Origin of the sequence: Pseudomonas sp. RC10-4-2 (genome assembly GCF_050433085.1) — a bacterium.
In the GTDB taxonomy this organism is placed as follows: domain Bacteria; phylum Pseudomonadota; class Gammaproteobacteria; order Pseudomonadales; family Pseudomonadaceae; genus Pseudomonas; species Pseudomonas aeruginosa.
The window spans coordinates 858,162-876,287 of sequence record NZ_JBNPXX010000002.1 but is presented as its reverse complement, the minus strand read 5'-3'; the positions used below and the strand labels follow the sequence as shown (position 1 = coordinate 876,287).

Below are 18,126 nucleotides of genomic sequence, written 5' to 3'. Positions count from 1 at the left end.
GGTCCACCGGGAAGCGGAGGCGACGATGGCCAAGGCAATCCCCCAGCTGATCGACGGCGAATGGCGCGGCAGCCGTTCCCGCGAGCTGGTCGAAGTCACCGATCCGGCGACCCAGGACGTCCTCGCGCTGGCGCCGAAGGCCACCGCCGACGAGATCGAGCAGGCCATCGCCAGCGCCCAGCGCGCCTTCGAGACCTGGCGCGAAGTCCCGGCTCCCGAGCGAGCGCGGTTGATGCTGCGCTACCAGCACCTGCTCAAGGAACACCACGACGAACTCGGCGAACTGCTGGCCCGGGAGACCGGCAAGAACCTCGCCGATGCCAAGGGCGACGTGTGGCGCGGCATCGAGGTGGTCGAACACGCCGCCAACGTGGCCAGCCTGATGATGGGCGAGACGGTGGAAAACGTCGCCCGCGAGATCGACACCGCCAGTTGGATCCAGCCCCTCGGCGTGTGCGCCGGGATCACCCCGTTCAATTTCCCGGCGATGATCCCGCTGTGGATGTTCCCGCTGGCCATCGCCTGCGGCAACACCTTCGTCCTCAAGCCCTCCGAACAGGATCCGCTGACACCCAACCGCCTCGCCGAGCTGTTCCTCGAGGCCGGCGCGCCGAAGGGCGTGCTGCAGGTGATTCATGGCGGCCGCGAGCAGGTCGATGCCCTCCTCACCCACCCGGACATCCGGGCGATTTCCTTCGTCGGCTCGGTCGCCGTCGGCCAGCACGTGTACCGCACCGGCACCGCGCACCTGAAGCGGGTGCAGGCCTTCGCCGGGGCGAAGAACCACATGGTGATCCTCCCCGACGCGAACAAGGCCCAGGTTCTCGGCAACCTGGTCGGCGCCAGTTGCGGCGCCGCCGGCCAGCGCTGCATGGCGATCAGCGCGGCGGTGTTCGTCGGCGCGGCGCGCGAGTGGATTCCCGAACTGGCCGAGCGGATGGCCGCCCTGCGCCCCGGCCACTGGCAGGCCCCGGACGCCGCCTATGGTCCGCTGATCAGCCCGCAGGCGCGCCAGCGCGTGCTGCGCCTGATCGCCGAAGGCAAGGCGGAAGGCGCCGAGTGCCTGCTCGACGGCTCGCAGTGCCAGGTCGAAGGCTATCCCAACGGCAACTGGCTCGGTCCCACCCTGTTCCGCGCAGTGACGCCGAAGATGGGCCTGTACCGCGAGGAAATCTTCGGCCCGGTGCTGGCCTGCCTGGAGGTGGAAAGCCTGGAAGAGGCCATCGCCCTGGTCAACGCCAACCCCTATGGCAATGGAACAAGCCTGTTCACCCGCTCCGGCGGCGCCGCTCGGCGCTACCAGCACGCGGTGCAGGTCGGCCAGGTGGGTATCAACGTACCGATCCCGGTACCGCTGCCGTTCTTCTCCTTCACCGGCTGGAAGGGTTCCTTCTACGGCGACCTGCACGCCTACGGCAAGCAGGCGGTGCGCTTCTATACCGAGACCAAGACCGTCACCAGCCGCTGGTTCGACGATGAACCGACGACCGACGAATCGTCGGCCGGCCCGAACATGACCATCCATCTCAAGTGACCCGAGGACCTATGGATTTCGACCTCACCGAAGAACAACGCCTGCTGGTGGAGAGCGCCCGCGCCTTCGCCCGCCACGAACTGGCGCCGAAGGCGGCCGACTGGGACCGCGACCATCACTTCCCGGTGGAAGTCATCCGCGCCGCCGCCGAACAGGGCTACCTCGGCCTGTACATCGCCGAGGAAGACGGCGGCCTGGGCCTGTCGCGGCTGTCCACTTCGCTGATCTTCGAGCAACTGGCCGCCGGCTGCGTGGCCACTACCGCCTACATCAGCATCCACAACATGGCCGCCTGGATGCTCGCCTCGTTCGGCGACGCGGCGCTGAAGGAGGCCTGGCTGCCCGGCCTGATCGGCGGCGAGTCGCTCGCCTCCTATTGCCTGACCGAGCCCGATGCCGGCTCCGACGCCGCGCGCCTGCGCACCCGCGCCCGCCGCGAGGGCGACGAATACGTGCTGGACGGCAGCAAGTGCTTCATTTCCGGCGCCGGCAGCACCCAGGTGCTGATCGTTATGGCGCGCACCGGCGAGGACGGCGCCAGGGGCATCTCCTGCTTCCTGGTACCGGCCGACGCGCCCGGCATCCGCTACGGCCGCAACGAGGACAAGATGGGCTGGCGCGCGCAGCCGACCCGCACCATCACCTTCGAAGGCGTGCGCATCCCCGCCGGCAACCGCATCGGCCCGGAGGGCCAGGGCTTCGTCTATGCCATGAAAGGCCTCGACGGCGGCCGCCTGAACATCGCCAGTTGTTCCCTGGGCGCCGCCCAGGCGGCGCTGGAGCAGTCGATGCGCTACGTCGAGGAGCGCGAGCAGTTCGGCAAGCCGCTGGCGACCTTCCAGGCCTTGCAGTTCAAGCTCGCCGACATGCTCACCGAACTCACCGCCAGCCGCCAGATGGTCCGCCTCGGCGCCCATCGGCTGGACCGCGGCGACGCCGAGGCGACCCTGTACTGCGCAATGGCCAAGCGCTTCGCCACCGACCGCTGCTTCGATGTCTGCAACGAGGCCTTGCAACTGCACGGCGGCTACGGCTATCTCAACGATTATCCGCTGGAGCGCTGGGTACGCGACACCCGCGTGCACCAGATCCTCGAAGGCACCAACGAAATCATGCGGGTGATCGCCGCCCGCCGCCTGCTGGAGCAGGGCGGCATGCTCGATCGCCTGCTGTGAACGCCGCAAACCATCGCATCCGATAGTGCCGGGACGCCCCGGCCCATGATCCAGTGAGGGACTTCATGAACACTGCCGTCGAACCCTACAAGGCTTCCTCCTTCGACCTGACCCACAAGCTCACCGTGGAAAAGCACGGGCACACCGCGCTGATCACCATCAACCACCCGCCGGCCAACACCTGGGACCGCGACTCGCTGATCGGCCTGCGCCAACTGATCGAGCACCTCAACCGCGACGACGATATCTACGCCCTGGTAGTGACCGGCCAGGGGCCGAAGTTCTTCTCCGCCGGCGCCGACCTGAACATGTTCGCCGACGGCGACAAGGCCCGCGCTCGCGAGATGGCCCGCCGCTTCGGCGAAGCCTTCGAGGCGCTGCGCGATTTCCGCGGGGTGTCGATCGCGGCGATCAACGGCTACGCCATGGGCGGCGGGCTGGAGTGCGCCCTCGCCTGCGACATCCGCATCGCCGAGCGCCAGGCGCAGATGGCCCTGCCGGAGGCCGCGGTGGGCCTGCTGCCCTGCGCCGGCGGGACCCAGGCGCTGCCCTGGCTGGTGGGCGAAGGCTGGGCCAAGCGGATGATCCTCTGCAACGAGCGGGTGGATGCGGAAACCGCCCTGCGCATCGGCCTGGTCGAACAGGTGGTGGACAGCGGCGAGGCGCGCGGCGCCGCCCTGCTGCTGGCGGCCAAGGTGGCACGCCAGAGCCCGGTGGCGATTCGCACCATCAAGCCGCTGATCCAGGGTGCCCGCGAACGCGCGCCGAACACCTGGCTGCCGGAGGAGCGCGAGCGCTTCGTCGATCTGTTCGACGCCCAGGACACCCGCGAAGGGGTCAACGCCTTCCTCGAGAAGCGCGATCCCAAGTGGCGCAACTGCTGAGCCTTCCCATCGAACCCGGCGGGCTGCGCCACAGCCCGCCCGAGCCGAGAGCCCCGACATGAACGTGCTTTTCGAAGAACGCCCGAGCCTGCATGGCTTCCGCATCGGCATTGCCACCCTGGATGCGGAAAAGAGTCTGAACGCCCTGTCCCTGCCGATGATCGAGGCCCTGGCGGCGAAACTCGACGCCTGGGCCGAGGACGCCGGCATCGCCTGCGTGCTGTTGCGCGGCAACGGCGCCAAGGCCTTTTGCGCCGGCGGCGACGTGCGCAAGCTAGTGGACGCCTGCCGCGAGCAACCCGGCGAGGTACCGGCCCTGGCGCGACGCTTCTTCGCCGATGAATACCGCCTCGACTACCGCATCCATACCTACCCGAAACCCTTCATCTGCTGGGCCCACGGCTATGTGATGGGTGGCGGCATGGGGCTGATGCAGGGTGCCGGGATTCGCATCGTCACCCCGTCCAGCCGCCTGGCGATGCCGGAGATCGGCATCGGCCTGTACCCAGACGTCGGCGCCAGCTGGTTCCTCGCCCGCCTGCCCGGCAGGCTCGGCCTGTTCCTCGGCCTGAGCGCGGCGCAGATGAACGCCCGCGACGCTCTCGACCTCGACCTGGCCGACCGCTTCCTTCTCGACGACCAGCAGGACGCCCTGGTCGCCGGCCTGGTGCAGATGAACTGGAACGAGTCGCCCCAAGTGCAACTTCACAGCCTGCTTCGCGCCCTCGAACACGAGGCCCGCGGCGAACTGCCGGAGGCCCAGTTGCTCCCGCGCCGGCCGCGCCTGGACGCACTGCTCGACCAGCCGGACCTGGCGAGCGCCTGGCAGGCGCTGGTGGCGCTGCGCGACGACGCCGACCCGCTGCTTGCGCGTGGCGCGAAGACCCTGGCCGAGGGCTGCCCGATGACCGCGCATCTGGTCTGGCAGCAGATCCAGCGGGCGCGCTACCTGTCGCTGGCCGAGGTGTTCCGCCTGGAATACGCCATGAGCCTGAACTGCACGCGCCATCCGGACTTCGCCGAGGGGGTACGCGCAAGGCTGATCGATCGCGACAACGCACCGAACTGGCATTGGCCGCAGGTGGAATCGATCCCGCAGGCGGTGATCGAGGCGCACTTCGAGCCGACCTGGGAGGGCGAGCATCCGCTGGCGGGGCTCTGATCCGCCGCGCCGCCCTCTGCCGAAGGAGGGCGCGGGCCCGCCACGTCCATAGCGTCTAAGCTGTTTCACAGCATCCCCAAGAGGCCTCGCGGCCGCCACAGGAGGAGCTCCATGAAACAGATCGCCTTCATCGGCCTCGGCCACATGGGCGCGCCGATGGCCACCAACCTGCTCAAGGCCGGCTACCTGCTGAACGTCTTCGACCTGGTGCAGAGCGCCGTCGACGGCCTGGTCGCCGCCGGCGCCAGCGCCGCCCGCAGCGCCCGCGACGCGGTGCAGGGCGCCGACGTGGTCATCAGCATGCTGCCGGCCAGCCAGCACGTCGAAGGCCTGTACCTCGACGACGATGGCCTGCTCGCGCACATCGCCCCCGGCACCCTGGTGCTGGAATGCTCGACCATCGCCCCGACCTCGGCGCGCAAGGTCCACGCCGCCGCCCGCGAGCGCGGCCTGGCGATGCTCGACGCGCCGGTGTCCGGCGGCACTGCCGGCGCGGCAGCCGGCACCCTGACCTTCATGGTCGGCGGCGACGCCGAAGCCCTGGAGAAGGCCCGGCCGCTGTTCGAGGCCATGGGTCGCAACATCTTCCATGCCGGCCCCGACGGCGCCGGCCAGGTGGCCAAGGTGTGCAACAACCAGCTCCTCGCGGTGCTGATGATCGGTACCGCAGAAGCCATGGCCCTGGGCGTGGCCAACGGCCTCGACGCGAAGGTGCTGGCCGAGATCATGCGCCGCAGCTCCGGTGGCAACTGGGCGCTGGAAGTCTACAACCCCTGGCCGGGGGTTATGGAGAACGCTCCGGCGTCGCGCGACTACAGCGGCGGCTTCATGGCCCAGTTGATGGCCAAGGACCTCGGGCTGGCCCAGGAAGCCGCCCAGGCCAGCGCCAGCAGCACGCCGATGGGCAGCCTGGCGCTGAGCCTGTACCGTCTGCTGCTGAAGCAGGGCTATGCGGAGCGGGACTTTTCCGTGGTGCAGAAATTGTTCGATCCGACCCAAGGCCAATAGACAGGCAGGCGGGTCCGCGCCCAGGCTGGTCGATTCGACAATGTGAGGAGCCCGCCTTGAACGCCCTGCTGCTGCGTTACCGTTTCCGCCTGCTGTTCTTTTCCACCGTGCTGTTCACGGCGATCCTCGGCCTGCCGTCGAGCACCAAGCCACGGGTGCTCGGCAGCCTCCTGCTGCTGGTGCTGGCCGGGATGAACACCTTGCGCAGACGCAGTCCGCTGGTCTACCTGACGGCCTTCTTCGGCCTGTTCAGCCTGGCCCTGTACACCACTGCGGACTTCAGCAGTCCCTACTCCAGCCTGCCGCCCGGCCTGCTGCGCGGGCTGAGCCTGATCCTGCTGTACCTGACCCTGTTCGCCGCGCTGTTCCGCCGCGTCACCCAGGAGCGCCCGGTGACCCACGAGTTGCTCTACGGACTCTGCGCACTCTACCTGCAGATGGCGCTGGCCTTCGCTCTCGCCTACTACATGGTCGAACAGATGCAGCCGGCCAGCTTCATCGCCAGCCATGGCGCACTCGGCCTGGATACCTTCGTCTACTACAGCCTGGTGACCCTGACCACCGTGGGCTACGGCGACATCCAGGCGATCAACCCGCTGGCGCGCCTGCTGGCCGGCAGCGAAGGAGTGATCGGGGTCCTGTTCATCGCCCTCGCCGTGGCCCGCAGCCTGACCCTGATGAGCGACAGCGAGAAGGTCTGATTATTAAGCTGGGCTAATGAGTGTATCCCCCGCGCAGCGGTTTATCCCGGCGAGCGCAGGGCGGATGATGCTGATCGACGCCGCTCTGCGGCATTTCTCGAACGGAAGGTGCAGCATGAAAATCGCCCTGATCGGCGCCACCGGCCACGTCGGCCACTATTTCCTCAACGAAGCCCTGCAACGCGGCCACGCGGTGACCGCCCTGGTCCGCGACCCGAGCAAGCTGGCGGCGCGCGACGGCCTCTGCGTAGCGCAGGCGGACGTCAGCGACCCGGCCCAGGTGGCCAGCGCCGTGGCAGGCCACGAGGTGGTCATCAGCGCTTTCAACGGCGGCTGGGGTAGCGCCGACCTCCGCGCCCGCCACGCCGCCGGCAGCCAGGCCATTCTCGACGGCGTGAAACGCTCCGGCGTGCCGCGCCTGCTGGTTCTCGGCGGCGCCGGGAGCCTGGAGATCGCCCCCGGCCAGCGCCTGGTGGACAGCCCGGAATTCCCCGAGCAGTGGAAGCAGGGCGCCCTCGGCGCCGCCGACGCCCTCGACCAACTGCGCGGCGAGCAACGACTGGACTGGGTGTTCCTCAGCCCGGCGATGCTCCTCGAACCCGGCCAGCGCAGCGGCAAGTTCCGCCTCGGCGGCGACCAGGTTCTGTTCGACGCCAAGGGCGAGAGCCGGATTTCCCTGGAAGACCTGGCGGTAGCCATGCTCGACGAGGCCGAGCAGCCCCGTCATCATCGCCAGCGCTTCACCGTGGCCTACTGAAAAGACCAGGCGCCCCTCTCGGGCGCCTTCGTCGTCAGCCTTCGGACTTCGCCGCCGGCGTGACGATATCGAACCAGAAGTCGAAGTCGCCGAGCATGCCGAACAGTTGCCCCAGCAACAGCGGATTGCCGGAACTCTTCAGCTTGCCCTCGAAGACCAGGCGTACCGCCGATACCTCTTTGAGCAGTAGCCGGTTGAGATCGGCGCGGTCGATGCTCACGGTCTGCCCGGCGTCCTCGCTCTGCACGCCGCGCAGGTTGTTCAGGTGCGAGTTCTTCAGTTCCAGCAGGTAGTTCTCACCGATGTCCGGCAGGCGCAGGTTGATGCTCAGCGCCTTGCCCTCCGCAGCGCCGGCGTCCAGGCGCACGCCGAGATAGTCGAACAGCAGGCCGGTGTCCATCGCCGCCAGGGCATCGGCGCTGCCGGCCTTCATCGTCGGCTGGTCGCGCGGTACGCCGTGGCGCAGTTCGTAGGCGGCGCTGAGGTAGCTGTTGCGCCAGCCGGCGTTCTCCGCCTGGTAGCCGAGCTGCTCCAGGGCGTCGGCCTGCAGCTCGCGCGCGGCCCGGTTATCCGGCTCGGCGAAGACCAGCCTGTTGACCACCTCGACCACCCAGCGGTACTCGCCCCTGGCGTACGACGCCCGCGCTTGCTCCAGCAGGCGCTCGGCGCCGCCCATGTATTCCACGTAGCGGCCCGCCGAGTCCTCCGGGCTGAGCGGGTCGAGGCTCGCCGGGTTGCCGTCGTAGTAGCCCAGGTAGCGGTTCAGCACGGCCCGTGCGTTATGGCTGACCGAGCCGTGGTAGCCGCGGTCGTACCATTCCTGGTCGAGGCTGGGCGGCAGGCGCAGGCGGTTGTGCACCTGGCCGATGGTCACGCCCTGGTTGGCCAGGTGCAGGGTCTGGTCGTGCAGGAAGCCGTACAGGTCACGCTGCTTCTCCAGCACCTCGACGATCTCCGCGTTGCCCCAGCGCGGCCAGTTGTGCACTGCGAACATCACCTCGGCCTGCCTGCCGAAACGATGCAGCGCCTGGTTGATGTACTTGCTCCAGCCCAGCGCATCACGTACCTCGGCGCCGCGCAGGGTGTACAGGTTGTGCAGGGTGCCGACCACGTTTTCGGCCATCAGCAGGGCCTTCTGCCGCGGCAGCCAGATGTTCATCTCCGCCGGCGATTCGGTACCCGGCGTGTTCTGGAAGGTGAACGGCACGCCGTCCAGCACCAGGTCCTCGCCCTCGCCTTCGATCAGGCGGGTCGGCGCCAGCAGGCTCAGCGGTCCGCGCGCCAATCCCTTGCCGATGGCCATGTCGACCTGCCCCTGCGGCCCCTTGGGCAGTTGCGTGCCGTACTGGTAGGTGGCGCGGCGCATCATGGCGTTGCCGGCCAGGACGTTCTCCTTGATCGCCGCCTCCATGAAGCCGGCCGGAGCGATGATCTGCACCGCGCCGCTGGCGACCTGCTGTGGCTCTACCAGACCGCGCACGCCGCCAAAGTGATCGGCGTGGGCGTGGCTGTAGATCACCGTACGGATCGGCCTCTCGCCCAGCTCGCGGCTGACCAGTTCGTAGGCCGCCCTGGCGGTGGCCGGGGTGGTCAGGGTGTCGACCACGATCCAGCCGCTGTCGCCGCGGATGAAGGTGATGTTGGCCAGGTCGAAGCCGCGCACCTGGTAGATACCCTCGGCAACCTCGAACAAGCCGTACTTGAGATTGAGCAGGGCCTGGCGTTGCAGGCTGGGATTGATGCTGTCGCGAGGCTTGCCGTCGAGGAGGAAGTCGTAGCCACCGAGCTGCCAGGCGACGCTGCCGTCGGGGTTGCGGATGAGTAACCGCTCCGGGCGCCGGATCAGGCCGCGGTCGGCGCGCTCGAAGTCGGCGCGGTCGGCGAAGGGCAATTCCGCTTCGACCCGCCGCTGGGCCTCGACGGTGAAGGCACTGGGCGGTTTGGGCGCGGTGGTTTCGGCGGCGCCGGCGAGCAGCGGGGCGAGCGCCAGGAGTGCAAGCAGACGGCTCATCGGATACTCCGTTTTATTGTTGTGGGCTTCGGCTGGCACTATGCCGAGCGGCACGGCAATAATTCCAATGCATTCCAGGTCCACATTCGATGCGGAGTCCGCATGAGCGATCTACGCCAGTTCCGCCACTTCGTCGCCCTCGCCGAGCACGGCCACTATGCCCGCGCCGCCGAAGCGGTGAATCTCAGCCAGCCGGCGCTGTCACGCAGCATCCAGGCGCTGGAGGGACAGTTGGGTTGCACCCTGGTGGAGCGCGGCAGCCGCGGCGTGGCCCTCACGGCCCACGGCCGGCTGGTGCTGGAACACGCTCGGCGCCTGCTGGCCGGGCATCGCGCACTGCACAACGCGGTGAGCCAGTTGGCCAATCTCGACAGCGGCGAGCTACGCCTGGGCGGCGGTCCCTTCCCCGCCGCACGGCTGTTGCCCGAGGCACTGGCCGGTTTCTCCAGCGCCCACCCACGCGTGCGCGTCGTACTGCTCATCGAAGACTGGCAGACCCTACGCCAGCGCCTGCTGGATGACGCCGTCGAACTCTTCGTCGCCGATATCCGCGAGCTGCAAGGCGATCCGCAGTTGCGCATCCACCCGCTACGCGAGTATCCCGGCGTACTCTTCTGCCGCCCCGGCCATCCGCTGCTGGGTCTGGTGAGGCCGAGCGCCGAGCAACTGGCCGACTACCCGCTGGCCGGCCCGCGCCTGCCCGCGGAAGTCCGCGGCGACCTGGCGCGCCTGCTGCAACGCGAAGAACCGCTCGGCATACAGTGCGACGACGTGCTGATGCTCAAGGGCCTGGTCGGCTCCAGCGAGCTGATCAGCCTGGCGCCCTGGGACGTGGTTGCCGCCGACGTCGAGGCCGGCCGCCTGGCGCTGCTGCCCTGGCCCGCCGGCTCCGAGCCCGCCCGCGCCAAGGGCTCCGCCTACGGTCTGGTCAGCCGCGCCGGCCGCAGCCTGTCGCCGGCCGCGGCAGTGTTCGTCGAGCGGGTGCTGGAACAGGACCGGCGCTTCGCCGCCACCTGAGGCTCAGCGCCAGCGAGCGTCGTCGCGGCGCTCCTGCCAGGTACGGTTCCAGTCGCGCCCGCGGTTGTCACGGTCACGGTCGTGATAGCGCTCGTAGCGGTAGTCGGGACGATGCCGGTGGTCGTTGCGGTCGTAGACCACGCAGGCCGACAGCGGCAGGACGAGGATCAGCAGGGAAAGCAAACGACGCATGGCGCCTCCTGTGCGGTTCCGGCCTCTCCTGCGGATGCGGGAGGATTGCCTGTTCCGGAACCTGCACATCGGACTGCGCGGCGCGCGGGCGGTGCCCGCGGCGAGAGTAAAGCCTGGGTAAATCAGCCGAGGCCACGCAGGTGCAGGACGCCGAACAGCAGCACCTGGAGGCGCTCCAGCCAAGGTGCCGGGCGCGCCTTGAGACGCCCGTTGAGCAGCAGGATCTCGGCGGCATGGACCAGCACCAGCACGCCGGACAACAGCAGGATCGGTCGATGCAACTCGCCCAGCGGGTAGGCCAGGTTGACCAGCGCGACGAGCCAGAACATCGCCAGGGCGCCCTTGGCGAACGACAGAAAATGACTCATGGGGGAACCTCCTCGTTTCGGTATCGGCAGAGTGTGCCGAGCAAATGCGCCAAGAGGGTCCGCACTTTCGACTGGAAAGCACGACGGCGCCCGCAGGCGCCGTCTTTGCTTGCGCACCTCAGTTGCGCCAGCGAGGCACCCCGCCCTGCTGGCCCCGGTGCCGCGGACGATCCTGCCCACCGTGTTGCTGCCAGCGTTGCGGAGAATGCCCGCGCCATTGCGGCTGGCCGCCGCGCTGCCAGTTGCCCGGATGCCGCTCGCCACGATGGGCCGGGCGCGATTCGTGGTAGCGCTGCTGGTAGCGATATTGCTCGCGCCGGTAGTCGCGGTGGCCATCGTAGCGGCGTGGCGCCGGGTAGTAGCGTTGGTCGTAGTAGCGCGTCGAGTAGTAGCGCCGTTCGCTGCGCCAGCCATCGTCATACACGCGATAGCGCGGCACTTCGTAGGCGTAGCCGTAGGGCTGGCCGCGATAGTGGCGCCAATCGCCGTCATCGTAGTCGTAGTCATACACCGCGCAGCCACCCAGGCTGGCGAGAAGCAGAAGAAGCGGGACTCTCAGGAATGTGCGCCACATGGCAGCCTCCTGCGGCCCCGCTGCCGACCGGCCGGACGACCGGCGACGCCGCGAGGCGCGCATACGACGTGAAGACTCGGGAAATGGAAGTGGGCTCAGCACCAGCCTTTCTTGGCGTGGCCGGGAGGACAATGGGGCGGGCCGCCGCGATCGTAGCCGTAGTAGCCATCGTCGAACGGATCCAGTTCGACGTAGGCGCCCGGCACCCGAACGCTGCAACCGCTCATCAGGAAGGCCGCCAGTAGCAGCCCGAACAATCGCATGACCATCAGCATTCTCCTTCATCGCAGAACGCAGCCGAACCACGCCTGGACAAGATCCCGATGGAGCGGGAAGCCGGTTGCGGCGGTTGCAACCCGGCTGCAATTAGAGACCGAAGGAAAAAACGGAAATTCCCTGAATCCGACCAACGACACGGGGCTCCAGAACGTGACCGCAGCCGGCGTTTCTCGGTAGAGTGCGCGGACCAAGGACTGCCGGCCCCGCCGGAACCGCTCAAGGAGCATGCATGCAACCCATCGACCGCGCCCAGGCACAGCAGCGCGCCAACGACATCCTGGTGTTCCAGCGCGAGCTGCAACGCCTCGACCAGGAGCAGGCGTTCCGCCTCGAACCGGCCCAGGCCCGGCAACTCGCCGACTATCACCTGGCCCTGCTGGACAGCTACCGCGACCGTTTCGACATCGACCACGACCTGCGCAGCCAGCAACTTTCGCTGGGCATGCGGGTGGCCTCGTTCTTCGGCGCCCTGGCCTTCGCCGCCAGCGTGTTCCTGCTGTTCTATCGCTTCTGGGGCCTGTTCCCCACCGTCGCCCAGGTGGCGATCCTGGTCGGCAGCGCCTTCGTCGCGTTCTTCGCCACGCTCTGGGTCCAGGCCAAGGACGCCTCTGGCTACTTCAGCAAGCTGGCGGCGATGGTCGCGTTCGCCTGCTTCGTCCTCGACCTGACCATGCTCGGGCAGATATTCAACGTCACCCCCAGCGACCTGGCCCTGGTGCCCTGGGCGCTCTACGCCCTGCTCCTGGCCTACCTGTGCAACGCCCGACTGCTGCTGGCGGCGGCGATCCTCTGCGTGATGGGTTTCATCGCCGCGCGCGTCGGCACCTGGGGCGGCGGCTACTGGCTGAGCGTAGGCGAGCGACCGGAGAACTTCTTCCCCGCCGCCGCGCTGATCTTCGCCGTGCCGCTGTGCTTCGATCAGCGCAACTTCAGCGGCTTCGCCGTGATCTACCGGGTGTTCGCCCTGCTCGGCCTGTTCCTGCCGATGCTGGTGCTGGCCAACTGGGGCTCAGGCAGCTACCTGGCGTTACCGTCGGCGCTCATCGAGGGGCTCTACCAGGTCGCCGGCTTCGTCGCCGCCGCCCTTGTGATCTGGCTCGGCGCGCGACGCAACTGGGCGGACGTGAGCAATACCGGGATCACCTTCTTCGTCATCTTCCTCTACACCAAGTTCTTCGACTGGTGGTGGGAAGCGATGCCGAAGTACCTGTTCTTCCTGGTGCTCGGCCTCAGCGCCCTGCTGATCCTGCTGGTCCTGCGCCGCCTGCGCACGCCCCTGGGCATCGCCGCGAGGACTGACGCATGAATCGCAACCGTCGCAACGCCCTGATCGCCGGCAGCCTCCTGCTGCTGGCGGCGAACCTGGCCGCCCTCGGTGGCGTCGCCTGGAACCGGTCCGGCGAGGCCGAAAGCAAGCTGGTGCTCAGCCAGCGCGAGCTCCAGCGCAACTGGTCCTACGGTTTCTGGAGCGAAGAGAACAGTGGCGTCGAACTGCGCCTGGAGCTTCGCTCGCCGAGCAGCGAGCCGCCCAGTGACCTCGCTCCCCCGCTGCCGCCCGAGCAGATGCGCGCCCTCGGTTTCAGCATCCCGGACGCGCTCGACGAAGAGAGCGTACGGCGCTACCGCCGCCAACAGGAAAAACAGGTGCTACTGGTCCTGGAGCTCGACGGCCCGGCCTATCGCCGCGAAGTACGCCTGGCCGAGGAGCGCCTGGCCGAGGCCAGCGCCCGCAGCAAGGCCCTGCCCAAGGACGAAATGCTGTCCAGCCAGATGGAAGCCGCTCGCCACCAACTGAAGCATGAGCAGGGAGAGGCCAGCCGACTGTTCATCGTCGACGCCGGCCTCGACCTGGCCGCCCTGCGCCAGCGCTACCCCGAGCGCCAGCGCTACGCCATCGTCAAGGGCCGGGTGCGTCCCTGGTCCGCGGTCGACGAAGGCAGGACGCTGGTCGGCGGCTACATCAGCCGTACCGACCTCGCCGCGATCAACGTGCCACGACAATGGCACGCGGTATTCGCCAAGGTCGACGAACAAAACTACCGGCTAGCGCCGCTGGAACTGCACCTCAGCTTCGGCCAGCGCCTGGAGCCCTGGATCACCAACGCCGTTCGCCGCTGAAACGCCCCGCCTGGCGCACGATGCTTGCATCCGCGCGCCGGGCCCTGCACCCTGGGCACCCGCCAGCCATCCACCGCGCCATGAACAGCGAAATCGATCCAGGCCGCTGCCCGCTGTGCCAGCAATCCAACCGCTGCACCCTGGCCTATCCCGCTAGCGCCACCCAGGCTTGCTGGTGCTTCACCACGGAGATCGATGCGGCCGTGCTGGAGCGGATTCCCGCCGAGCTGCGCCGCCGCGCCTGCCTCTGCCCACGCTGCGCGCAACTGCTGCCGCCCGACGCCGACGACTGATGCGCCTGGACCGCTTCCTCGCCAACCTGCCCGAACTCAGCCGCCGCGACGCGCAGATGCTGATCGCCGGTGGACACTTGCGCGTGGACGGCCAGGTGGTGCGCGACGGCACCCACGAGGTGCGGGTGTTCAGCCGGGTGGAACTGGACGAGCGGCTGCTCCAGGCTGGCAAGCCGGCGCGCTACTACATGCTGCACAAACCGATGGGCTGCGTCAGCGCCACCCGCGACCCGCAACACCCGACCGTCCTCGACCTGTTCCCGGAAGACCTGCGCGACGACCTCCACATTGGCGGTCGTCTCGACTACAACACCACCGGCCTGATGCTGCTGACCAACGATGGCCAGTGGTCGCGCCGCCTGACCCTGCCGGGCAGCCAGCGCGACAAGGTCTACTACGTGGAAACCGAGGCGCCCATCGACCAACGCTACGTGGATGCCTTCGCCGCCGGCCTCCACTTCCGCTTCGAAGACCTGGTCACCCTCCCCGCGCAGCTCGAACCGATCGGCCCACGCTGCGCCCGCCTGACCCTGCACGAAGGCCGCTATCACCAGGTCAAGCGCATGTTCGGCCACTTCGACAACAAGGTGCTGCGCCTGCACCGCGAACGCATGGGCGATATTTATCTCGACCCACAGTTGCCGCCGGGTGCCTGGCGCCCCCTGAATGCTGAAGAAATCTGTTCGGTGTGAAACCCCGGCGCCCGCCGCCTGTCCACCGAAAGAGGCCGGACCGCAGGGGTTTGGCCGGCCGTCGCGAGCGACGCTAAGCTGAATGGCATCTGTCAGAGCGACAGCCTTTCCCGCATGGAGCAAGAGAAAGCGCCAATGAAAAGATCCCTTGCCGTACTGCTGCTGGCCTTCGCCGTCGGCAGCCTCCACGCGGCGCCCGCCAGCCCAGCGAACGCGCCTTTGCCGCCGGCCGACATCAAGGCGCGGCTGAAGAGCATGAAGCCCGGCGAGTACCTCTGGTACCCGGAGGTTTCCCCGCAGGGACCAGTGACCATCGTGGTCAGCCTTACCGAACAGAAGGCCTACATCTACCGCAACGGTATCGCCATCGGGGTCAGCACCCTCAGCTCCGGCAAGAAGGGCCGGGAGACCCCGACCGGAGTGTTCTCGATCCTGCAAAAGAGCGTCGACCACAAGTCCGACCTCTACAACAGCGCGCCCATGCCCTACATGCAGCGCCTGACCTGGGACGGCATCGCCCTGCACGCCGGCAACCTGCCCGGCTATCCCGCCTCCCACGGCTGCATCCGCCTGCCCATGGCGTTCGCCAAGAAGCTCTACGGCATCACCGGATTCAGCTCCACCACGGTAATCATTTCCAACGCCAGCAGCGCGCCGAAGGAAGTCGACCACCCCGGCCTGCTGGCACCGACGGTAGCGGACGGGCGACCGGTGACGCTGCCGGTGGAGCCCGGAGAAATCGCCTGGAACGACCCCGGCGCGGAACGCGGTCCGTTGTCGGTGCTGATCAGCCGCGCCGACCAGCGCGCCTATGCCTATCGCGGCGGCCAGCGCATCGGCACCGCACCGGTGCAGTTGCCGGCACGCCCGCAAACCGGCATGGCGGTGTTCTCGCTGCTGGAAAAGCCGACCCCGGAAGAAATCAGCGAGACCTCGCCGAACCTGCGCTGGTCGGTGGTCCAGGTGAGCAACCCGGGACAGGGCCTGACACCCTCCGAGCAACTGGGCAAGATCCGCATGGACCCGACCTTCGTCCGCGAAATGCTCGGTGCCATGGACGTCGGCAGCACCCTGGTGATCACCGACTGGGCCTCGACCCGGGACACCCACAGCGACTCCGATTTCACGGTGATCGCCACGGAAACACCGAACAATCCGACGAAATCGCTTAAAAAGTAGTCGGCAAGTTGTTCAAAAATCGAGCACAATGCCTCTCATCCGGTAAAAACCACACTGAACCGATGGGAATACTGCTCGTATGCCAACCTTCCTCCGTGCCGCCCTGCGCAGGCTGAGCCTGGCGGGCGCCACCCTTTGCGCACTGGCCAGCGGGCCGGTATTCGCCATGCCACTTCCCTCCGCCAAGGACCTGCAGAAACTCGCTCCCCAGGCCAGCCTGCCGACCCTCGAACTGGCCCTTACCGCCTATGCCTGCGCGAGTGCCAGCCAGGGCGGCGACAACGGCCTGCTGACGGTGATCGACTACTCGCGGCCGTCGCGCGACAAGCGTCTCTGGGTATTCGACCTGAAGGCCCGCAAGCTGCTCTTCGAAGAGTGGGTGACCCACGGCAAGAACAGCGGCGATGACCTTGCCACCTCCTTCTCCAACCGGCCGAACAGCTACCAGTCGTCGATCGGGCTGTTCCAGACCGGCCAGCTCTATACCGGCAAGCACGGCCAGTCGCTGCGCCTGGTTGGCCTGGAGCCGGGCTTCAACGACAAGAGCGAAGAACGCGCCATCGTCATGCATTCCGCTGCCTACGCCGATCCCAGGGTGGTTCCCGGGCTCGGTCGCCTGGGCCGCAGCCAGGGCTGCCCTGCGGTACGCCCGGCCGTGGCGGCCCGGCTGATCAACACCCTCAAGCGCGGCAGCTACGTGTTCGCCTACTATCCGCAGCCGAAGTGGCTGGAGACCTCGCGCTTCCTCGCCCCGCAGAGCTGCGCCGTGGCACGTGCGGCGCGTACGCCGGAAGTCATCGCCAGCCTGCTCAAATGAACCGCCGGGGCGGCGGCCGCGCCGTCCTTTCCTTCCCGGCATCCCGAAATCGCAGCATCGGTACTTGCCTCGTGGCATTTCGTCGGATTCCAGCCCCCCTTCCCCCATCCAAAAGCGAAACAGGGCTTGCAGTCCGGCACGCCGGCTGCTTAACTGATGCTCACGTTGTGACTGACCAGTCACAAACGACTTCCAAGAAAGCCCGCGTGACTGCCCGCGCTTCGGCGCCGGCCTTTCCTGCCCGGCCAATAGCCGCTTCGCCAAAATCCGAGAGGATTTCGGACGCTCTCTATTTGCCTGTAAGTCGTTGAAAATCAAAAGTTTATCAAATCCATCCGAATGACATTCAACTGTCATTGGGAGGCGCTTTCATCTGCCCATGAGCATTTTGTATTCGCCGCGACAAGCAGGTCGCCGCGTTCCCATCGAACGATTCCAGGAGGAAGCGACATGAGGCCGGAAACAGCCATCATCGAGATCCACGGGCAATACAGGATTCACACCGAGTTCTACGGCAACCCCGCGGCGCAGCAGACCATCATCCTGGTCAACGGCTCGCTGTCGACCACAGCGTCCTTCGCCCAGACCGTGAAGTACCTGCAGCCGCATTACAACGTGGTGCTCTACGACCAGCCGTATGCCGGCCAGTCCAAACCCCATAACGAAAACCGCACGCCGATCAGCAAGGAGTGCGAGGCCAGGATCCTGCTGGAACTGATCGAACGCTTCCGTGCCGACGTAGTGATGTCGTTCTCGTGGGGCGGCGTCGCCACCCTGCTGGCCCTGGCGCAGCGTCCCGGACGGATCCGCAGGGCGGTGGTCAACTCATTCTCGCCTCAGCTCAACCCGGCCATGCTCGACTACCTGCATCGCGGCCTCGACTATCTCGCCGCCTGCGATCGCACCCAGGTCGGCAACCTGGTCAACGAAACCATCGGCCGCTACCTGCCACAGTTGTTCAAGCGCTACAACTTCCGCCACGTCAGCAGCCTGGACGAGCACGAATACCACCAGATGCACTTCCATATCCGCGAAGTGCTGCGCCTGAACGCCGATAGCTATACCGAGAGCTTCGCCGGCATCGAGATCCCGGTGCTGTTCATGAACGGCGAGCTGGACATCTACACCACGCCCCACGAAGCCCGCCAGTTCGGCCAACTGATCCGCGGCGCGGAATTCCACACCATCCGCAATGCCGGCCACTTCATCGACGTCGAGCACAAGGCCGCCTGGCAACAGACCCAGGACGCCCTGCTGGCCTTCCTCCGCCCGCAGCGCACGCAGCCGCTCAACCCGATCTACCGCCCCCAGCCCAACGGCGCCAGCGTCCCCCTCGCCGCCCTCGCCAGCTAACCGCCACCGCCA

The 18,126-nt window shown here is 67.5% G+C and carries 20 protein-coding genes; 15 read left to right on the top strand and 5 right to left on the bottom strand.

Features of this window, described 5'->3' with window-relative positions; all coding sequences use genetic code 11:
• The first annotated feature begins 25 nt into the window (after nucleotides 1–25).
• The 7 genes from FHW81_RS11960 to FHW81_RS11930 all read left to right on the top strand — a co-directional run bounded on the left by FHW81_RS11960 (nucleotide 26) and on the right by FHW81_RS11930 (nucleotide 7,221).
• On the top strand, nucleotides 26–1,534 hold the full coding sequence (locus tag FHW81_RS11960) for a CoA-acylating methylmalonate-semialdehyde dehydrogenase (RefSeq protein ID WP_023122254.1): 1,509 nt from the start codon (nucleotides 26–28) through the stop codon (nucleotides 1,532–1,534).
• 11 nt (nucleotides 1,535–1,545) lie between these two features.
• The gene (locus FHW81_RS11955) at nucleotides 1,546–2,709 is read left to right on the top strand and encodes an isobutyryl-CoA dehydrogenase (protein WP_009875969.1); all 1,164 of its coding nucleotides are present in this window, start codon (nucleotides 1,546–1,548) and stop codon (nucleotides 2,707–2,709) included.
• 65 nt (nucleotides 2,710–2,774) lie between these two features.
• Nucleotides 2,775–3,593, top strand: coding sequence for an enoyl-CoA hydratase (locus tag FHW81_RS11950; RefSeq protein WP_003085498.1), 819 nt, complete (start codon nucleotides 2,775–2,777; stop codon nucleotides 3,591–3,593).
• 58 nt (nucleotides 3,594–3,651) lie between these two features.
• The gene (locus FHW81_RS11945; protein WP_023122255.1) at nucleotides 3,652–4,755 is read left to right on the top strand and encodes an enoyl-CoA hydratase/isomerase family protein; all 1,104 of its coding nucleotides are present in this window, start codon (nucleotides 3,652–3,654) and stop codon (nucleotides 4,753–4,755) included.
• A 111-nt stretch (nucleotides 4,756–4,866) separates the two neighbouring features.
• A complete protein-coding gene (mmsB, locus tag FHW81_RS11940; protein ID WP_003454697.1) occupies nucleotides 4,867–5,763 on the top strand; it encodes a 3-hydroxyisobutyrate dehydrogenase in 897 nt (298 codons plus the stop codon).
• Nucleotides 5,764–5,819: 56 nt separating this feature from the next.
• A complete protein-coding gene (locus FHW81_RS11935; protein WP_023122256.1) occupies nucleotides 5,820–6,464 on the top strand; it encodes a potassium channel family protein in 645 nt (214 codons plus the stop codon).
• A gap of 115 nt (nucleotides 6,465–6,579) precedes the next feature.
• Nucleotides 6,580–7,221, top strand: coding sequence for an NAD(P)-dependent oxidoreductase (locus tag FHW81_RS11930; protein ID WP_004353077.1), 642 nt, complete (start codon nucleotides 6,580–6,582; stop codon nucleotides 7,219–7,221).
• 34 nt (nucleotides 7,222–7,255) lie between these two features.
• On the opposite strand, the gene FHW81_RS11925 is transcribed toward FHW81_RS11930, so the two are convergent.
• Nucleotides 7,256–9,232, bottom strand: coding sequence for an alkyl/aryl-sulfatase (locus FHW81_RS11925; RefSeq protein ID WP_003159576.1), 1,977 nt, complete (start codon nucleotides 9,230–9,232; stop codon nucleotides 7,256–7,258).
• A 102-nt stretch (nucleotides 9,233–9,334) separates the two neighbouring features.
• On the opposite strand from FHW81_RS11925, the gene FHW81_RS11920 reads away from it, so the two are divergent.
• The gene (locus FHW81_RS11920; protein ID WP_060774276.1) at nucleotides 9,335–10,249 is read left to right on the top strand and encodes a LysR family transcriptional regulator; all 915 of its coding nucleotides are present in this window, start codon (nucleotides 9,335–9,337) and stop codon (nucleotides 10,247–10,249) included.
• Between the two features lie 3 nt (nucleotides 10,250–10,252).
• Here FHW81_RS11920 and FHW81_RS11915 read toward each other — a convergent pair whose 3' ends face one another.
• The 4 genes from FHW81_RS11915 to FHW81_RS11900 all read right to left on the bottom strand — a co-directional run bounded on the left by FHW81_RS11915 (nucleotide 10,253) and on the right by FHW81_RS11900 (nucleotide 11,658).
• On the bottom strand, nucleotides 10,253–10,441 hold the full coding sequence (locus FHW81_RS11915) for a hypothetical protein (RefSeq protein ID WP_010793847.1): 189 nt from the start codon (nucleotides 10,439–10,441) through the stop codon (nucleotides 10,253–10,255).
• 122 nt (nucleotides 10,442–10,563) lie between these two features.
• Nucleotides 10,564–10,809, bottom strand: coding sequence for a DUF1145 domain-containing protein (locus FHW81_RS11910; protein WP_023118254.1), 246 nt, complete (start codon nucleotides 10,807–10,809; stop codon nucleotides 10,564–10,566).
• A gap of 118 nt (nucleotides 10,810–10,927) precedes the next feature.
• On the bottom strand, nucleotides 10,928–11,383 hold the full coding sequence (locus tag FHW81_RS11905; RefSeq protein ID WP_023518355.1) for a hypothetical protein: 456 nt from the start codon (nucleotides 11,381–11,383) through the stop codon (nucleotides 10,928–10,930).
• 95 nt (nucleotides 11,384–11,478) lie between these two features.
• Complete coding sequence (locus tag FHW81_RS11900) at nucleotides 11,479–11,658, bottom strand: hypothetical protein (RefSeq protein ID WP_003098355.1); 180 nt, start codon at nucleotides 11,656–11,658, stop codon at nucleotides 11,479–11,481.
• Nucleotides 11,659–11,891: 233 nt separating this feature from the next.
• Here FHW81_RS11900 and FHW81_RS11895 point away from each other — a divergent pair, with 233 nt between their 5' ends.
• The 7 genes from FHW81_RS11895 (at nucleotide 11,892) to phaG (ending at nucleotide 18,114) form a co-directional block, all read left to right on the top strand.
• Nucleotides 11,892–12,968 (top strand): DUF2157 domain-containing protein, encoded by a 1,077-nt coding sequence (locus FHW81_RS11895; RefSeq protein WP_033980535.1) that lies wholly within the window; start codon nucleotides 11,892–11,894, stop codon nucleotides 12,966–12,968.
• Entirely contained in the window at nucleotides 12,965–13,780 is an 816-nt protein-coding gene (locus tag FHW81_RS11890; RefSeq protein WP_033980533.1) for a DUF4824 family protein, read from the top strand. Before FHW81_RS11895 ends, FHW81_RS11890 begins: the two co-directional genes overlap by 4 nt.
• A gap of 80 nt (nucleotides 13,781–13,860) precedes the next feature.
• Nucleotides 13,861–14,073 (top strand): cysteine-rich CWC family protein, encoded by a 213-nt coding sequence (locus tag FHW81_RS11885; protein ID WP_003098360.1) that lies wholly within the window; start codon nucleotides 13,861–13,863, stop codon nucleotides 14,071–14,073.
• Nucleotides 14,073–14,765, top strand: a complete 693-nt coding sequence (locus FHW81_RS11880) for a pseudouridine synthase (protein ID WP_023104853.1) — start codon at nucleotides 14,073–14,075, stop codon at nucleotides 14,763–14,765. Before FHW81_RS11885 ends, FHW81_RS11880 begins: the two co-directional genes overlap by 1 nt.
• A gap of 135 nt (nucleotides 14,766–14,900) precedes the next feature.
• Nucleotides 14,901–15,944, top strand: a complete 1,044-nt coding sequence (locus tag FHW81_RS11875; protein WP_031688573.1) for a L,D-transpeptidase — start codon at nucleotides 14,901–14,903, stop codon at nucleotides 15,942–15,944.
• 79 nt (nucleotides 15,945–16,023) lie between these two features.
• A complete protein-coding gene (locus FHW81_RS11870) occupies nucleotides 16,024–16,761 on the top strand; it encodes a murein L,D-transpeptidase catalytic domain family protein (protein WP_003085453.1) in 738 nt (245 codons plus the stop codon).
• Nucleotides 16,762–17,211: 450 nt separating this feature from the next.
• Nucleotides 17,212–18,114, top strand: coding sequence for a (R)-3-hydroxydecanoyl-ACP:CoA transacylase (phaG, locus tag FHW81_RS11865; protein WP_003123042.1), 903 nt, complete (start codon nucleotides 17,212–17,214; stop codon nucleotides 18,112–18,114).
• Nucleotides 18,115–18,126: the final 12 nt, after the last annotated feature.

Coding starts and splice junctions, on each gene's coding strand:
- FHW81_RS11930 (WP_004353077.1), top strand. CDS start 6,580: ATGAAAATCGCCCTGATCGGCGCCACCGGCCACGTCGGCCACTATTTC.
- FHW81_RS11925 (WP_003159576.1), bottom strand. CDS start 9,232: ATGAGCCGTCTGCTTGCACTCCTGGCGCTCGCCCCGCTGCTCGCCGGC.
- FHW81_RS11880 (WP_023104853.1), top strand. CDS start 14,073: ATGCGCCTGGACCGCTTCCTCGCCAACCTGCCCGAACTCAGCCGCCGC.
- FHW81_RS11885 (WP_003098360.1), top strand. CDS start 13,861: ATGAACAGCGAAATCGATCCAGGCCGCTGCCCGCTGTGCCAGCAATCC.
- FHW81_RS11960 (WP_023122254.1), top strand. CDS start 26: ATGGCCAAGGCAATCCCCCAGCTGATCGACGGCGAATGGCGCGGCAGC.
- FHW81_RS11905 (WP_023518355.1), bottom strand. CDS start 11,383: ATGTGGCGCACATTCCTGAGAGTCCCGCTTCTTCTGCTTCTCGCCAGC.
- FHW81_RS11870 (WP_003085453.1), top strand. CDS start 16,024: ATGCCAACCTTCCTCCGTGCCGCCCTGCGCAGGCTGAGCCTGGCGGGC.
- FHW81_RS11950 (WP_003085498.1), top strand. CDS start 2,775: ATGAACACTGCCGTCGAACCCTACAAGGCTTCCTCCTTCGACCTGACC.
- FHW81_RS11915 (WP_010793847.1), bottom strand. CDS start 10,441: ATGCGTCGTTTGCTTTCCCTGCTGATCCTCGTCCTGCCGCTGTCGGCC.
- FHW81_RS11895 (WP_033980535.1), top strand. CDS start 11,892: ATGCAACCCATCGACCGCGCCCAGGCACAGCAGCGCGCCAACGACATC.
- FHW81_RS11900 (WP_003098355.1), bottom strand. CDS start 11,658: ATGCTGATGGTCATGCGATTGTTCGGGCTGCTACTGGCGGCCTTCCTG.
- FHW81_RS11875 (WP_031688573.1), top strand. CDS start 14,901: ATGAAAAGATCCCTTGCCGTACTGCTGCTGGCCTTCGCCGTCGGCAGC.
- FHW81_RS11945 (WP_023122255.1), top strand. CDS start 3,652: ATGAACGTGCTTTTCGAAGAACGCCCGAGCCTGCATGGCTTCCGCATC.
- FHW81_RS11910 (WP_023118254.1), bottom strand. CDS start 10,809: ATGAGTCATTTTCTGTCGTTCGCCAAGGGCGCCCTGGCGATGTTCTGG.
- FHW81_RS11920 (WP_060774276.1), top strand. CDS start 9,335: ATGAGCGATCTACGCCAGTTCCGCCACTTCGTCGCCCTCGCCGAGCAC.
- phaG (WP_003123042.1), top strand. CDS start 17,212: ATGAGGCCGGAAACAGCCATCATCGAGATCCACGGGCAATACAGGATT.
- FHW81_RS11955 (WP_009875969.1), top strand. CDS start 1,546: ATGGATTTCGACCTCACCGAAGAACAACGCCTGCTGGTGGAGAGCGCC.
- mmsB (WP_003454697.1), top strand. CDS start 4,867: ATGAAACAGATCGCCTTCATCGGCCTCGGCCACATGGGCGCGCCGATG.
- FHW81_RS11890 (WP_033980533.1), top strand. CDS start 12,965: ATGAATCGCAACCGTCGCAACGCCCTGATCGCCGGCAGCCTCCTGCTG.